This is a genomic window from Alkalibacterium pelagium (assembly GCF_900109325.1).
Taxonomy (GTDB): Bacteria; Bacillota; Bacilli; order Lactobacillales; family Carnobacteriaceae_A; genus Alkalibacterium; species Alkalibacterium pelagium.
This window is the reverse complement of record NZ_FNZU01000001.1, coordinates 148142-163666: the sequence shown is the minus strand read 5'-3', so window position 1 is coordinate 163666 and position 15525 is coordinate 148142. Positions and strand designations below refer to the sequence as shown.

Here is a 15525-nt window from a genome sequence, read left to right as displayed (position 1 = left end):
AATGAGGCTTTTTTCTGTTTATCGGTTGGTAGTCTCTCCTTAGGTAGCGAATATCTCATATGTGCTTATTATGGTCATAAGTTGAGGTAATATTCCTCATATCCTGGAATTATGATGCATTCGCACATCCGAAACGTCCTGATCATCAACACAGTCACCTTATTCATCGACCTGATCCCATTAAAAAAAGAAACGCCATTCCGCAGAATGGCGCACTTTATAAAGTAATTGTTTTCAGATCAGGCATAGTTTTCAAACTGAGAGTAATACAGCTCAGAATACATGCCGCCTTCTTCCATCAGTTCATCATGGTTTCCCTGTTCCACAATCCGCCCATCATTAACCACAAGAATTGAGTCAGCGTTTCTGATCGTAGACAACCGGTGAGCAATGACAAAGGATGTTTTATCCTTCATGAGTCGTTTCATTGCTTCCTGAATCTTCATTTCTGTCTGTGTATCCACATTCGATGTCGCTTCATCTAATATAAGAAGGTTGGCATCCAGAATCATAGCCCGGGCTATTGTAAGAAGCTGCTTCTGACCTTGGGAAATATTCAGTCCTTCTTCGTCGATAACGGTCTCGTAACCTTTCGGCAGACTCATAATAAAATTATGAATCTGCGCTGCCTTAGCTGCTTCTTCCACTTCGGTCATGCTGACGTTTTCCTTCCCGTAAGCAAGGTTGTCATAAATGGTTCCTGAAAACAGCCATGTATCCTGAAGTACCATGGCATATGATAATCGGAGACTTTCTCGGGTTGCCCGAGTCGTATCCAGCCCATCAAGTTCGATATCGCCGTCGTTCGGATCATAGAACCGCATCAGCAGATTGACAAGTGTCGTCTTGCCTGCTCCCGTCGGTCCGACGATTGCAATGACATTCCCTTCCGGTGCCTCGAAGTCCAGATCATGTATTGTCATTTTGTCCGGGGTATAGCCGAATGACACCTCATTCATGCTGACATTTCCTTTAACATCCGTATAGACATGGGCGCCCGGAATATCAGCTGCTTCAGCCGGTTCATCCATTAAAAGAAAGACCCGTTCTGCTGCTGCAAAAGCCGACTGCAGCTCGCTGATAATATTTGCCAGCTCATTGATCGGGCCGGAGAATCGTCTGGAATACAGAACGAATGAAGACACGGCTCCTAGAGTCAGCATGTTCATAAGGAACAGCAAAGCGCCGACCACACTTACTAATGATAAAGACAGGTTGTTTATGAAGTTGATTGATGGCCCGACCATACTTCCATAGTAATCTGCATTGAAGTAGGCATTAACTGCTTCTTCATTTTTCTCGTCAAAGCGGTTGATCATATTTTCTTCCTGATTGTACGCCTTGATCGTCTGCTGTCCTGAGATCATTTCCTCAACATATCCATTCAGTTCCCCAAGCTTCTCAGAACGCTTCCTGAAAAGTGGACGGAAACGACTGACCATATAGCGAGTAAGAAAGACAGACGCCGGGATGGTCACCAGAAATACTAAGGTCAGTAATGGAGAGATAAGAATCATCATAGTCAGCGACACAATAATCGTGATCGCACTAGTCAGCACCTGAATGAAATCATTAGACAGAGACTGGTTGATCGTGTCGATATCATAGGTGACACGGCTGATGATATCGCCGATCTGATGCTGGTCAAAGTATCCGACCGGCAGCTCAGACATTCGGTTGAACACATCCTTCCGCATGCGGTGGACTGTTTTCTGTGTCAGTCGAATCATGATCCGCTGCATCGTGTACTCCAGAACTGAAGACAAAACGAAGAAAGCAATCATCAGACCAACATAGAAAAAGACTTGATTGAACAGGACATTTCCTGGACCAGGCTGGATCGAATCGATAGCCAGTCCTGACAGATAAGGGCCGACAAGTGAGAACAGATTACTCGTCACCATGAGTACAGTGGCCAACAGCAGCAGCCATTTGTACCGGTACAAGTAACCCCACAGACGCTTAAGTACATGCCAGCGGCTGGTTTTCAGTTTATCCGGTTTGGACGTACTGGGTGTTCGTCTTCCTCCTCTACGCAACCTGATCCCCTCCTGACTGATTCTCATATATCTCACGATACGGTTCACATGTTTCTAACAGTTCGTCGTGTGTGCCGTAACCAATCATTTCTCCGTTATCGATCATCATGATGGCATCAGCATGCTGAATGGAGCTGACTCGCTGAGCGATCATAATCGTTGTGGTATCCGCATACTCTTCAGTCAGAACTTTCCTGAGCTGAGCATCCGTTTTGTAGTCCAGCGCACTTGATGAATCGTCCAGTATAAGAATCTCAGGATCCGCAGCTAAGGCTCGTGACAGCAGCACACGCTGTTTCTGTCCGCCACTCAAGTTCGTTCCTTTCGCATTCAGCTGGTGCTCGATTCCTTCGTCAAGTGAGTCGATAAACTCTTTTGCCTGAGCATGTTCCGTCGCCTTGAGGATGTCGTCTTCGGTAATATGTCTACCAAAATCAATGTTCTCTTTCAAGGTATCCGCATATAGAAAGTCCTTCTGAAAAGCTACCCCAAATTGTGTGTGCAGCTCCTTTAGACTCATGCTGTTGACATTGACGCCATTTATTCGGATACTTCCTTCATCCACATCGTACAATCTGAGAAGCAGCTTGATGATCGTGGTCTTACCTGCTCCAGTCGCTCCGATAATGCCGAGAGTGTTGCCTCTATCTATACTGAAATCAATATCTTTCAGAATATGCTTACCAGAATGATAGCCGAAATACACATGGTCAAAATGAATATGCGCCGACTCCCTCTTTTTATCAATCGGTTTAACTTTCAGATCAGGTTCAGTCACCAGGATTTCCTGAATACGGTCTGCTGAAGCGATTCCTCTTGAAAACAGGACGAATATCCGAGTGATGCTGAGCATCGAGTTCAGAATAATAGTGAAATAAGTCATGAATGCAATGACGACCCCCGGTTGAGTCACCCCTGCATTGACTCGGTAGGCACTGGCAAGAATAACAAGAGCCAGTCCACTGTTTAAAAACAGGTTCATCAGTGGGGTTGTTGCAGCCATAGTCGTGTTCGCTTTCGTTTCTGCACGGACCACCCGCTGATTGACACCTTCAAATCGTTGCTTTTCATAATCCGATTTTGACAAAGCCTTGATGACTCGCGCCCCCGTAATATTTTCTCTGACCGTTCGAACAAGACGGTCCACTTCCTGCTGGAGCTTGTCGAACAGAGGAATCCCTTTTCTTGAAATAAAGTAGATTGTCACTGTCGCAAAAGGTAGAACCCCCAGCATGACTAGCGTAAGTGTCGGATCCAATGTCAGTGTCATGATAATACCGCCCAGCAAAAGAATGGGAGCACGAACACCAATGCGCTGCATCAGTCCAATCGTTCTATGGATATTATATGTGTCCGATGTCAGCCGTGAAATCAGAGAAGGTGTGCTGTAATAGTCAGCCTGACTGGCCGACAGACAAGATATCTTATGATACAGATCATGCCTGATGTCTTCGACGGCATCTCTTGCCACACTTGACGCCATACGGTTCGCCTTGATACTGGCGACTACAGCTATAATCGAACATAATACCATTAGTCCGCCCCACAGCAGTACCCGGTTGATGTTCTCAGTGGGTACGATCACATCAATCATATAAGCAAGAATCCAAGGCAGAAACAGATCCATGATCGTCCCAGTGAACTTTACTGAAAAGCCCAGCAGCATCCTGTTTCGTAACGGTTTTAAATAAGTAAGTAATAATTGCATGATTTAACGCCTTTCTACTATTGTAATAGTTTAAAAATCCTGTACTTCTGCCCGAGCCTTATCCATTGCATGACTGAGCAGCCGACCCATTTCTTTCTGTTCCTCTTCACTTAATCCCTCCAGAATGATTTCGTTCCAGTCTTTCAGGATTCCGACTACCTTGGGATACACTTCTTCTGCCTTTTCAGTCGGATACACAAGCAGTTTGCGTCCATCAGCTGCACACTTCTTTCTCGTTATGTAGCCTTTCTTCTCAAGAACAGCCAGCTGCCTGGTCACATTACTTTTATTTACATAAATCAGCTGTGACAAATCGTCCTGAGAGACACCTGGATTCTGGCAGATGTTTATAATATAGGTATGATGCATCCCGCCCAGATCATACTTCTTCATTTTTTCATTCCGGTAAAGCTCGGACAATCGGGTTGTCCTGTTGATGTAGCGCATCAGAAAATCCATTTCATCCCTCCTTAAAGCCAGATAGTTGCACCCGCAACAATATGAGCTACTATATCACTAATCGTTCCACCTGTCTAATCATTGACATTATTTATCCTGTTGATTAAAACGATCATAAGTTATAATGAGAATGTGAAAAAGGACGTAACTAAAATATTGGAGGGGACTAATATGAAAGAATTTGATACTTTTATCAGCAAGCTCGATTCCGTAGAACATCAGGATCGTGTGAGAGAGCTTCTGACGTGGATAGAGGAGTCGTTTCCTCAACTGGAGAAACAATTCAAATGGAATCAGCCGATGTTCGCCGATCACGGCACATTCATTATAGGTTTCAGTACATCCAAGAATCACCTCGCTGTAGCGCCTGAACATGTTACGATGAATCACTTCGCAGAAGAAATTGCCGAAGCCGATTATGAAGCGACAAAGCAACTGTTTCGTATCAAGTGGAATCAGCCGGTTAATTACGATTTGTTAAGAAATATTATCCAGTTTAATATTGAAGACAAAGCAGATTACACTAAATTCTGGAGAAGCTGATCCCGAAAATGTCATCGCTATTTATTACACGCTTGAAAACGGCACAGATGATGATTATGGATATGGTATGGACTTTGATGTCTATGTGGACGGCTCACAGGCAGATACATACCCGAACGACAATTCAATGGGCTCTGTTTCAAGTGGACGCTCAACAGATGGCGTAGCACATTATGCAGTAAATGGCGAAACGATAGAAGTTGAGTGGGAACCTTTATTTTCCTTTTCAGGTGAAAAAGGAATCTGGGATGTTACACCATAATAGTAATATGAAAATGCACTTTCTTACTATAATGTAGTATCAGTGCAAAAAAAAAGCCTTTAATGAGATAGCATTCCATTAAAGGCTTTTTATCGTCTAAATAAAAATGCAAGTGAGCGTCACATGAAAATAAGGATTTGACAACCTTCATTTCAGAGACACACTCACTTGCATTTTTCATAGGATGCGCACGAGAGGACTCGAACCTCCACGGGGCATCGCCCCACCAGCCCCTCAAGCTGGCGCGTCTACCATTCCGCCACGTGCGCTATTTTCTCAACAGAAGCTATCATATCAAGGTTTGAGCAAAATGTCAATATATTGACCAGATATAACTTGTGCTCTACTTCCTTATCCGCATATGTTATCTTAAAGATATAAATAATTTAGGAGGAAAACACATGATTAATACGGTAGTTTTTGATATGGGTAATGTTCTGATTCGTTACGCGCCCACAACATTCATTAAATCATTTACCGAAGACGAAGCGTCTCAGCAGCTCCTGCTGGATGCAATTTTCCTGTCGGATGAATGGATGGATTACGATAGAGGGACCATCACAAAGGAAAAGCTTATCACGACTGCTCAGGACCGGGTGCCTGAAAACTTGAAGCCATCTATTCCCCATCTAATGGACACCTGGTTCGAAAACATGACACCGATTGCAGGGATGGAAGAAATTCTACATAAACTGAAAACTAACGGGTACCGGCTCTTACTGCTATCCAATGTGTCTCAGGACTTCCATCAGTTCAAAGATGTCATCCCAGGCATTGAATTATTTGACGGACTCTTCCTGTCCTCTGACTGGAAATGCATCAAGCCAGATACGGAAATTTATGAACAATTCTTTGCTCATTTTGATCTCGATCCAGCCAGCTGTTTCTTCATCGACGATTTAGCGATGAATATTGAAGGCGCAGCAAAGTTAGGAATGGACGGTCATGTCTTTGACGGAGACCTTACAAAACTGGGAGACTCATTAAGAAAAGCGGGTATTCGCCTGTCCTGAATCAAAATAAGATCAGCATGGTATCATTTATGAGCCGGCTGGTCTTTTTAATGTAGACTAGTTCGGCTTACCTATCTGCCAATGGGTCAAATATAGATATATGGTCTATTGGGCTTGTTTTATTTAAGGCGAATATACCATATAGTCATATTTGATCCATTCGTCCATTATAATAAGACATGAATGGATCAAATAACGGTTTATGGACCATTGATACGATCTTTTCTCTAGTAGAGAGCTGGGACTATTCCAATTTAATATGTGGGGCCCACATATTTCCATCTTTTCTCTTGATTTATATAACGAAAATGACTGCTTTCTTCATAAAAAACTCCTAATATTCTATACACTTACTTCATCGCTGTTTTCCGTTCGATTCTGCCTTTCAGTTCAAACTTGCCTTTACATCTGGCACAGACATATTTACTCAAGTTGAATCGACGCTGTCTGTGAATCAGGCTGTCACACGCTGTGCATCGGTATTCCCAGTACTGGACGACTTTTTCTTCTTTCAGCGAAGGGACAAACCTTAAGCCACCTACTTGCTTAAGTAACAGCTTGAAGTCACGATCTTTATGCTGATAGCCCCGGCCTTCAAGGTGCAGATGATAATGACAGAGTTCGTGCCTGACTATTCCAATAAAGATCTCTTCACCCAGCTTATCGATCACTTTAGGGTTAAAGTCGAGATCGTGACTCTTCATATGATAGCGTCCACCTGTGGTACGCAGTCGGCTGTTGAAAGCAGCTTGGTGTCTGAAGGGCTTACCGAAATCGTTCAAGGAAATCGTTTCGACCAGCTGCTGCAGTTCTTTCTGATTCATAGACACTCCCCCATACAGAAGGAAGAAACGGAAGGATGTCTTCACAGCTCCGTTTCTTCACTCTTTCAACCTAATTACACTGTTATTTATTTACCATTGTCAAAGCGATACGGCCTTTTTTCAAGTCCACTGACTCGATCCATACTTTGACAATATCTCCAACAGCAACGACATCTTTTGGATGCTTGACGAACTTGTTGCTCAGTTTTGAAATATGGACGAGACCGTCTTGTTTCACTCCGATATCCACGAAGGCGCCGAAGTCCACTACATTCCTGACAGTTCCTTCCAGTTCCATGCCTTCTTTTAAATCTTCCATAGTCAGTACATCTGTTCGCAGCAGCGGTGCAGGCATATCGTCACGCATATCACGCCCAGGTGCGACTAAAGCATTCAGGATATCTTCATAGGTTTCCTGACCCAGTCCAGTTTCGTCGAGCACTTTACTGATATCTAGAAGTTTGATGCGGTTATTCAGATCATCAGATCCAAGATCAGCTTTAGATACTCCAGCCATAGTTAAGATCGTTTCAGCCTGCCTGTAGGTTTCTGGATGAATGCCGGTGTTGTCGAAGGGTTCTTTGCCATCTGGAATACGTAGAAATCCGACAGCTTGTTCAAAGGCTTTAGGTCCCAGACGCTTGACTTTTTTCAGCTGAGACCGACTGGTGAATTTTCCGTTTTCTTCTCTGTACGTCACGACATTTTCTGCAGTGGTCTTTGTCAGACCGGAAATATGTTTCAACAGTGCCGCACTGGCCGTGTTTACATTGACACCGACCTGGTTCACGACAGTTTCGATCACAAAATCCAACTGTTCAGTCAGTTTCTTCTGAGACACATCATGCTGATACTGTCCCACACCAATTGATTTAGGGTCGATTTTTACCAGTTCTGCCAGAGGATCCTGCAGGCGTCTAGCTATACTGACCGCACTCCGTTCTTCGACCTGGAAATCCGGGAACTCTCTCCGGGCTTCTTCACTCGCTGAATATACAGAGGCACCCGCTTCGTTTACAATGACATAAGCTACTTGACGGTCGATGGATTTTAATTGTTCAGCGACAAAGGTTTCAGATTCCCGACTGGCTGTACCATTTCCAATAGCAATTGTATCAACTTTATACTTCTTGACCATGTTCAGAAATTTACCGGCTGCTTCCTCACGTTTCCTGCCTGAAGACGGTTTATGCGCATAAATGACATCGATCGCCAATACTTTTCCTGTCGCATCGATGACGGCTAGTTTACACCCTGTACGGTAGGCCGGATCCAGTCCAAGAATCGTCTGATCTTTCAGCGGGGCCTGCAGCAGGAGGTTGCTCAGGTTCTCACCGAACACTTCGATGGCCTGATCTTCTGCTTTTTCAGTCAGTTCATTTCGGATATCTCGTTCGATAGCCGGACCAATGAAACGTTTATACGCATCACTGATAGCTTGTTTCACTTTATTTGTTGCCGGTGTCGCTTTCCCATCCGGCAGCTCCTGCTTCATCATATACCCGTGGATACGGTCTTCATCACTGTCGATCGATACCGACAGCACCTCTTCTTTTTCCCCACGATTCAATGCCAGAATGCGGTGAGACACCAGTGACTTGACTGTTTCAGAATACTCATAGTACATTTCATAGACACCTTTTTCATCCAGGGACTTGTCTTTTACTCTGGACTCAACGGTTCCATTGTTGAAAGTATACTCTCTGATCCATGTCCGGTATGTCGGGTTGTCAGAAATATACTCAGCAAGAATTTCATGCACACCGTTGAGCACATCTTCAACGGTTTCAACTTCTTTTTCTTCATCGATAAACCGGCTGGCTTCACCTTCAATATCACCTGCAGGGAAAGTCAGAATCCATTCCGCCAAGGGTTCAAGTCCCTGCTCTTTAGCAATCGTAGCTTTCGTGCGACGCTTCTGTTTATACGGACGGTACAAATCTTCAACACGCTGCATTTGAGTAGCTGCTTTAACATCCTTTTCAAGTTCCGGTGTCAGCTTACCCTGCTCTTCGATCGAAGCCAGAACATCGCTTTTTCGTTTTTCTAGATTGGTCAGGTAAGTATGACGTTCTTCTATCTCCCTGATTTGTACTTCATCGAGTGATCCGGTTACTTCTTTCCGGTAACGGGCAATAAACGGAACAGTATTGCCATCTTGAAGCAAGTCCAAAACGGACAGAATCTGCTTCTTCGTATAATCGGTCAATTCTTTATTTAAAAGTTGTATGATCTGTTCTTTAGGTGTATCTGTCAAAACGGTCATCTCCTCTAAGTCTTCATCCCATCTATTTTAACATAAAAATAAAACGAACGAACTGGATTATCTGAAATTGATAGCCCCTGTCCGTCCGTCAGCTGGTGGTGAAGGTCACCATACTTTTATTCAATTGTGTCGTAAAGTCCTTTATTTTCCAGTGTTTATGATTGCCCACACAGGCACTTATAAATGTCCGTCGTTCATCTCTGACAGTTTTTCTCAGATGCACATGTCCCATGATGCTGAATGTGATATTTGGATAAAGATCGTACAGTTTCTCATAAGCTCTAGCACCGAGAAAGGCGTTGGCATAATTATAAACCCGGTGTGGTAGCGGAATGACAAATTCAGGATGAGTCGCCACATGGGTCATTAAAATGACTTGTCTGTCTTTTACTGCCTCGAGATCCTGCAGCAGCTGATCCAGCATATCCTGACTGACGGTCTGATCCGATCGCCCCCAATTAACGTAGTGTCGATCATTCCAGGAGGCAAATCCATACTGCTTCTTTTCAAAGTCTTCCTTGCTGTACTTCTCATGGTTGCCATAACCGTAATCATACCATCCGGGTGTTCCGACCACAGCAAGATCGTCTCCGAATAATTTAGGACGACCGACAAGTGAATAGGACTGCCGGTTAAAGAACTGATCGATTTCATTCGTATTTACTATATCATGGTCTCTCGCCCAGTAGTCATGATTCCCTGGAACAAACAGCACCGGAATGCCACTTATCTCTTCTAGTTTTTTAAGAAACCGGTGTGTGGTGTCGTAATGGTTCGACACATCTCCTGCAATCAGCAGGCAGTCCACCTTGTGCTCATACAGCCTGTCTGTCAGCTGTTTTTCCAGATCCCATTCGATAAATGCATCATTACGATCGATATGCAGATCAGATACTGTCGCTATCTTCATACTTTGTTTTAATTCCCTCCGAAAAACTGGCTGAATGCATAGCCAGTGTTATTGACTTTATAGTGATCGACGATGCCATCTTTATCGAAAACCACTCCGTGGAGCGTTCCTCCATAAACAGCTCCTCCGTCCAGTCCGATCTTGCCATCCCCCGACAGCCAGATATCTGTGTTGGACCGTTTTTCATGAAGCATTGCCGTAACGGTATGGCCAAATACAAAGGTCTTGTCAGTATCGTTAGGCTGATCAAAGAATCCTTCTCTGATCCAGACATAATCCCTGTCTGATGTCTCAGTCCAGTCTTTTAATGTAAGATTTACACCTGCATGCGTAAAGACATAATCCTCCCACTCATATTTTAATGGCAGGGACTCGATGAATGGCTTCAACCAGGGCGCCTGAGATTGTACGGTTGCGGCCAGCTCAACAGTATCATACTGTCCTTCCTCTATATTGAGAAAAGACTGCACTGTCACCATACCCCCATTCATCTCATAAAGGGCAGCTGAATGTTGCGGACGATTTAAGAAGTCCAGCAGCATGTCTTCATGATTTCCTTTCAGGCAGACCGCTCCCTTATTCTCAACGAGATCGCGCGCCATCTCAAAGCAGGCTTTTGGGTTCTCACCTCTGTCTCCCAGATCCCCCAGTAAAATGAGCTGTTCTTCTTCCTCTTTCCAGTGCGTCAGCAGCTCCTTGAACATGTCATATTGACCGTGGACATCTCCAACCACGAATACTTTCCTTTTCATGACAGATTTCCTCCCCGTAACTCTTTCCAGTCTCTTCTTTAGCTAAGTATAGTTTACCACATACACTTTCTGCGGCCCAAAATCCCGTCTCACAATACCTAGGTGTGAAAGCGTTAAACGTTGAAGATTTCATGACTTCCACTCGTATTCATAGAAAAGGCCTATGCCTACCTGTATAATTAAAGTTGTAACTAAAAATTGTACTTTAATATAGAAGGGACGAAGATAAAATGAAAGGAAAGAAGTGGATAGGAATAATTATATTCCTGTTATTCCTGGGCTTTGTAGGTTACAGCATCTACAGCTCTACTCAGGAAGATCAGACTATTTCAGTAAGAACAGCTGAAGTAGAAGAACGTGATATTACAGAGGTGGTCGTGACGACCGGCATGATCGAACCCGCTCAGACTCAGGAGATTGTCGGCCAGGGTGTCGTCTCAGAACTGAATGTTGCTGTAGGAGATTCAGTCGAAGAGGGCGATACCCTTGTCAGTTACGTCGATGGAACAAGCTTCACCGCTAATTTCAATGGAACAGTAACGGAAGTCAATGTGACCGAAGAGGAAGCTGACGCAAATGCTCAGCAGGGCCAGTCGTCTATTGTCATTTCTGACCTGAGTGATTTAGAAGTTTCTATCCAGTTGTCCCGCTCAGATGCCGGACTTGTGGAAGAAGATCAGGCTGTTGAATTGGAATATGCCGATACTATGTATGACGGTACGGTCGCTTCAATCGATCCTGTAGCAACCACCCAGCAGACTCAGATAGGGTCATCGACCAGTTTAGGTGCAACGATTGCCTTTGATTCAAATACAGATGATCTGATTGCGGGATTTGAGATAGATGTGGACATTATCGTTGATTCTGCAGAAGGTGCACTAGTCATCCCTATTGAAGCACTGAATTACAATCAGGATAACGAACCGTATGTGTTTGTTTTATCTGGAAGTGAAGTCAGTCAGGTCATGATCGAAACGGGTATTCAGTCTGATGCCTACATCCAAGTAACTGACGGGTTAAGTGAAGGCGACCAAGTTGTTCTTTCTCCTGGCGAAGATCTTGAAGATGGAGCAGAAGTGGAAATAGACGAGTAATGAGGAGGTGTGCTCATGATAGAAATCACTGATATTGAAAAGATTTATAAAATGGGCGGAGAAACCGTACGTGCTCTGGACAAGGTATCTCTTAAAATCCAGGAAGGCGAGTTCACCTCTATTATGGGACCTAGTGGCTCCGGAAAATCCACGCTGATGAATATTCTTGGACTCCTGGACCGATTTGACAGTGGCCGCTATCTGCTCAACGGTACGGATGTGTCCGATTTGTCGGATGCGGAGCTTGCGGGAATAAGAAATAAAGAGATCGGTTTCGTTTTTCAGTCATTCAATCTTATGGCTAGAATGAATGTCCTCGAAAATGTCATGCTTCCCCTAGTATATGGAAAAGTTCCATATAAAGAAAGACGTAGACGAGCCACAGAAGCTCTCGAAAAAGTCGGTCTGGGCAATCGCCTGGAACATTTAACTAACGAAATATCCGGCGGTCAGAAACAGCGTGTAGCAATTGCCCGTGCAATTGTTAATGAACCATCTGTTCTTATGGCTGATGAACCTACAGGAAACCTGGATTCTAAAACCACTGAGGATATTATGAGAATTTTTCAGGAGTTGAACGATGAAGGCACGACGATCGTTATGGTTACTCACGAACCTGAAATGGCAGAATACACAAAACGTATTGTTCATTTTAAAGACGGTGTCATGAAAAAAGATGAACAGCTCACTCCTAAACGGATTTCAAAGCGGGAGGTGGAGTAAATGTTTATAAAAGAAAATCTTAAGATGGCTATAGATAGTATTTTCGCCAATAAAATGCGCTCTTTTCTGACCATGCTCGGGATTATTATCGGAATTGCCTCAGTTATTGCGATTCTTGCAGTTGGTAATGGTGCAACGGATGAAATCACACGTACCTTCAATGACATTGGAGCAACTACTATCAGTCTAAATGCCAACGATCCTGATCAGTCAGGAGATTTGATATCCAATGAAGATCTGATTGTATTGAGAGATTCTATCGATGAAATCCGCTATATCTCTCCTAATGAAACGACGTCAGGAAATATTTCGTCAGATGATGAATCGCGGCAGGCCGTCATATCGTACGGTACACCGGATCTTCAATTTGTCAGTCAATCGATGAGCTCGACATTAGTTGAAGGGCGTTATTTCAATCAGGTTGATTTTGACGAATCACAGGATGTCGTTGTGATAGACGAAGACGGTGCAGAAGCTTTATTCGGAACGACAGATGTGATCGGTGAGACGTTGCGTGTCACTGTCGCTCAGAGCCAGATGAACCTTAGAATTGTCGGTGTGGTCGAAGGATCTTTCGGAGATATGCAGGGTGCTTTCGACATCAGCCAGATTCCGTTGTTCGCTGCTATGCCTCAATCTACATTAGGCAATCAGGTACCGCAGATGGCAGGTATGGATTCTGTATCCATAGAGGTCGAAAGTACTGATCAGATCGATGCTGTATCAAGTCAAGTCGTCAGACTTCTCGAACTGAGAAATAATACAGTTGGAGATAACGTATATAATGCGACCAATTTCCTTCAAGCGCTTGACCAGGTCAACAATGTGTTGAGCCTGTTTATCAACTTTATTGCTGCAGTAGCTGCCATTGCTCTGTTGGTCGGTGGTATTGGAGTAATGAATATCATGCTAGTATCTGTTACTGAACGGACGAGAGAAATTGGTACCAGAAAAGCCTTGGGAGCTACGACGCGTACGATCCTGGTGCAATTCCTGATGGAATCCATCATTTTAAGTCTTATTGGAGGAATGATTGGACTGACGTTAGGCATTATCCTGTCTAACATTATCGCAGGAGCCCTAGATATTGTACCGATCATTACACTGGGTAGTGTGGCGCTGGTATTGCTCTTCTCTACTGCTGTCGGTGTCTTCTTCGGAATTTATCCGGCACGTAAAGCGGCTAGACTCAACCCGATTGATGCGTTGAGATACGAATAGTTTAATGTTCAAGTGAACTGACAAAAGACCAGTCAACTGCTTATACCTGCAGCGGCTGGTCTTTTGTTGTTTAACTTTTGTATGACGGACAGGACGACTACTGTTTTGTGTCTTAAATATCGATAAAAGCCGTCTGACGGCTTTTTCATCTCTAAGATAGGCATTCAGCTGATATTATCACCCTAGCACCGGTACTCGGTCGAGTTTGCCGTCTGAGTTCCGGTGCTATCGTATTTGCTCATGTATTCGGCCAAATTTCCAATGTGATTTTCAGTGCTCTCCCATTTGCTCAGTAGTCGCCTCACAAATGAAGTCCCAAAGCATAATCATCAAACTAATATTCAGGATACTCATCCGTCTGCCGCTTGGTTCTCCGTTTCGATAGAGTCATAGCTCCCAGTCCAATGACGACTACCACAATACCAGTCAGAATATTCACGACTGGGATGAGAGACAGAATCTCGAAAATGAGAAGCCCAATCAGCATCTGCAGCAACTCTGTCCAGAATGTTACCTGTCCGACACGCCTGATAATGATGTTGCCGATCAGTACAGCTGTTATGATTCTGGCTAAATATAATGCCAGACCGTATGTGATTAGAAGGATCACTCCCATGGTTATCCCTATCACAGTAACCATTAGAAGCAATGACAATAAGGGTATCCCGAACAGAACAAGCGTACCTGCTCCAACCGTTTTTAAAACCTGAGATTCAACGGGACGAATACGTTCCTGCCAGAACAAAGGACTGACGAGTCTAATTACCAGCCAGACAATTAGTGAGCTGAGGAGACTCCAGATGAGAAACATGCCTCTGATCAGTAACCGGTTTTGACGAGTGAGTTGAGGTCCTCTTTGCCAGACTTCCGATTCAGTCCAGACCGTCTCTCCGGCAATCACAGCATTTGAAGAAATTGATGCTTCATTGGGACTTTCATATCTGAAATCTCCCCCGATCTCGGAGGTATCATTTAAGGTCAGCGAATCCGCTCTCAAATCAGCATCTCCGCTGACAGCTCCATTAAGGATAACCGACTCCCCTGCACCCATTAGATGTCTTTCTACTTCTCCATTTATTCTTACATTCATTCCTGCAGCATACCCATCTCTTCCTACCATGGCACCTTCTTCGATGACAACTGTTTCTCCGGCCAGAAAAACCTCGCGTTCGGCGTTTCCTTCGAAGCGGACGATTTCACCTGCCCAGTATATGTTACCAGTCACCTCTCCATTGATCAGGACACGCTGCCCTGCTGCAAACAGAGCCCCATCAATCCTTCCGTTTATAATAATCTGCTCACCAGCTGCAAATGTAGTTCCTTGTACTTCTCCATCTATTGTAATGACATCTCCTGTAAACCAGCCCGGTCCTTCGATGATCTCTCCCTGTTCCAGCGTCTGTCTGCTTAATCGGTCGCCCATATGTGTTCCAGCTGAAACTTGACGAGCAAAAATAGCCAGTCCGATAACGGCTGCCAGCAGACTAATTATACCTACACACATGGTTAACACACGCTTCCTTTTAACCATCTGTATACCCTCCTCTCTGAAAATCAGTACCTGCCTTTCACCCATTTTCTACCCCAAATCTTGACCTCCTTATCCATCATTCAACTGTCACTCTTGACTTATTTCTAGATTTGACCCGCTATTTTATACGCTCATTCTACCACTTCCCAGCCCGAACAGTTAATGTAACCCTTGGTCTTT

Annotated in this window: 14 protein-coding genes and 1 tRNA gene; 6 read left to right on the top strand and 9 right to left on the bottom strand. The window is 44.2% G+C overall.

Going from position 1 to position 15525, the window contains the following annotated elements; translation table 11 throughout:
- Window positions 1-239: 239 nt before the first annotated feature.
- Genes BMX79_RS00790 through BMX79_RS00780 form a run of 3 tightly spaced genes read right to left on the bottom strand, consistent with a single transcriptional unit; the run spans window position 240 to window position 4206 of the window.
- A complete protein-coding gene (locus tag BMX79_RS00790; RefSeq protein WP_091478305.1) occupies window positions 240-2066 on the bottom strand; it encodes an ABC transporter ATP-binding protein in 1827 nt (608 codons plus the stop codon).
- Window positions 2032-3747, bottom strand: a complete 1716-nt coding sequence (locus tag BMX79_RS00785; RefSeq protein WP_091478304.1) for an ABC transporter ATP-binding protein — start codon at window positions 3745-3747, stop codon at window positions 2032-2034. Before BMX79_RS00785 ends, BMX79_RS00790 begins: the two co-directional genes overlap by 35 nt.
- Window positions 3748-3777: 30 nt before the next feature.
- The gene (locus BMX79_RS00780) at window positions 3778-4206 is read right to left on the bottom strand and encodes a MarR family winged helix-turn-helix transcriptional regulator (RefSeq protein WP_091478302.1); all 429 of its coding nucleotides are present in this window, start codon (window positions 4204-4206) and stop codon (window positions 3778-3780) included.
- Between the two features lie 171 nt (window positions 4207-4377).
- On the opposite strand from BMX79_RS00780, the gene BMX79_RS00775 reads away from it, so the two are divergent.
- On the top strand, window positions 4378-4749 hold the full coding sequence (locus BMX79_RS00775; protein ID WP_091478300.1) for an iron chaperone: 372 nt from the start codon (window positions 4378-4380) through the stop codon (window positions 4747-4749).
- Window positions 4709-5011: a hypothetical protein gene (locus tag BMX79_RS00770; protein WP_091478299.1), complete on the top strand. Its 303-nt coding sequence runs from the start codon at window positions 4709-4711 to the stop codon at window positions 5009-5011. The genes BMX79_RS00775 and BMX79_RS00770 overlap by 41 nt, the downstream gene beginning before the upstream one ends.
- Window positions 5012-5196: 185 nt before the next feature.
- Here the strand turns inward: BMX79_RS00770 and BMX79_RS00760 are convergent.
- Window positions 5197-5280: transfer RNA gene (locus tag BMX79_RS00760), tRNA-Leu, on the bottom strand.
- Between the two features lie 132 nt (window positions 5281-5412).
- Between BMX79_RS00760 and BMX79_RS00755 the strand changes: the two genes are divergently transcribed.
- Window positions 5413-6024, top strand: a complete 612-nt coding sequence (locus tag BMX79_RS00755) for an HAD family hydrolase (RefSeq protein ID WP_091478296.1) — start codon at window positions 5413-5415, stop codon at window positions 6022-6024.
- Window positions 6025-6374: 350 nt separating this feature from the next.
- Here the strand turns inward: BMX79_RS00755 and BMX79_RS00750 are convergent, their stop codons facing one another.
- The 4 genes from BMX79_RS00750 to BMX79_RS00735 form a co-directional block, all read right to left on the bottom strand.
- Window positions 6375-6848: a SprT family protein gene (locus BMX79_RS00750; protein ID WP_091478294.1), complete on the bottom strand. Its 474-nt coding sequence runs from the start codon at window positions 6846-6848 to the stop codon at window positions 6375-6377.
- Between the two features lie 82 nt (window positions 6849-6930).
- Window positions 6931-9105 carry a Tex family protein gene (locus BMX79_RS00745; protein ID WP_174760374.1) on the bottom strand — a complete coding sequence of 725 codons (2175 nt, stop codon included), beginning with the start codon at window positions 9103-9105 and terminating at the stop codon, window positions 6931-6933.
- A gap of 97 nt (window positions 9106-9202) precedes the next feature.
- Window positions 9203-10024: a metallophosphoesterase gene (locus BMX79_RS00740; RefSeq protein WP_091478291.1), complete on the bottom strand. Its 822-nt coding sequence runs from the start codon at window positions 10022-10024 to the stop codon at window positions 9203-9205.
- Between the two features lie 8 nt (window positions 10025-10032).
- Complete coding sequence (locus tag BMX79_RS00735) at window positions 10033-10776, bottom strand: metallophosphoesterase (protein ID WP_091478290.1); 744 nt, start codon at window positions 10774-10776, stop codon at window positions 10033-10035.
- 230 nt (window positions 10777-11006) lie between these two features.
- Here BMX79_RS00735 and BMX79_RS00730 point away from each other — a divergent pair, with 230 nt between their 5' ends.
- The 3 genes from BMX79_RS00730 to BMX79_RS00720 are packed head-to-tail and all read left to right on the top strand — an operon-like array spanning window position 11007 to window position 13814.
- Window positions 11007-11870 (top strand): efflux RND transporter periplasmic adaptor subunit, encoded by an 864-nt coding sequence (locus tag BMX79_RS00730; protein ID WP_091478288.1) that lies wholly within the window; start codon window positions 11007-11009, stop codon window positions 11868-11870.
- A gap of 15 nt (window positions 11871-11885) precedes the next feature.
- A complete protein-coding gene (locus BMX79_RS00725; protein WP_091478287.1) occupies window positions 11886-12593 on the top strand; it encodes an ABC transporter ATP-binding protein in 708 nt (235 codons plus the stop codon).
- The gene (locus BMX79_RS00720) at window positions 12594-13814 is read left to right on the top strand and encodes an ABC transporter permease (protein ID WP_091478285.1); all 1221 of its coding nucleotides are present in this window, start codon (window positions 12594-12596) and stop codon (window positions 13812-13814) included.
- Window positions 13815-14148: 334 nt separating this feature from the next.
- Here the strand turns inward: BMX79_RS00720 and BMX79_RS00715 are convergent, their stop codons facing one another.
- Window positions 14149-15345 (bottom strand): DUF8173 domain-containing protein, encoded by a 1197-nt coding sequence (locus tag BMX79_RS00715; RefSeq protein WP_143059402.1) that lies wholly within the window; start codon window positions 15343-15345, stop codon window positions 14149-14151.
- Window positions 15346-15525: the final 180 nt, after the last annotated feature.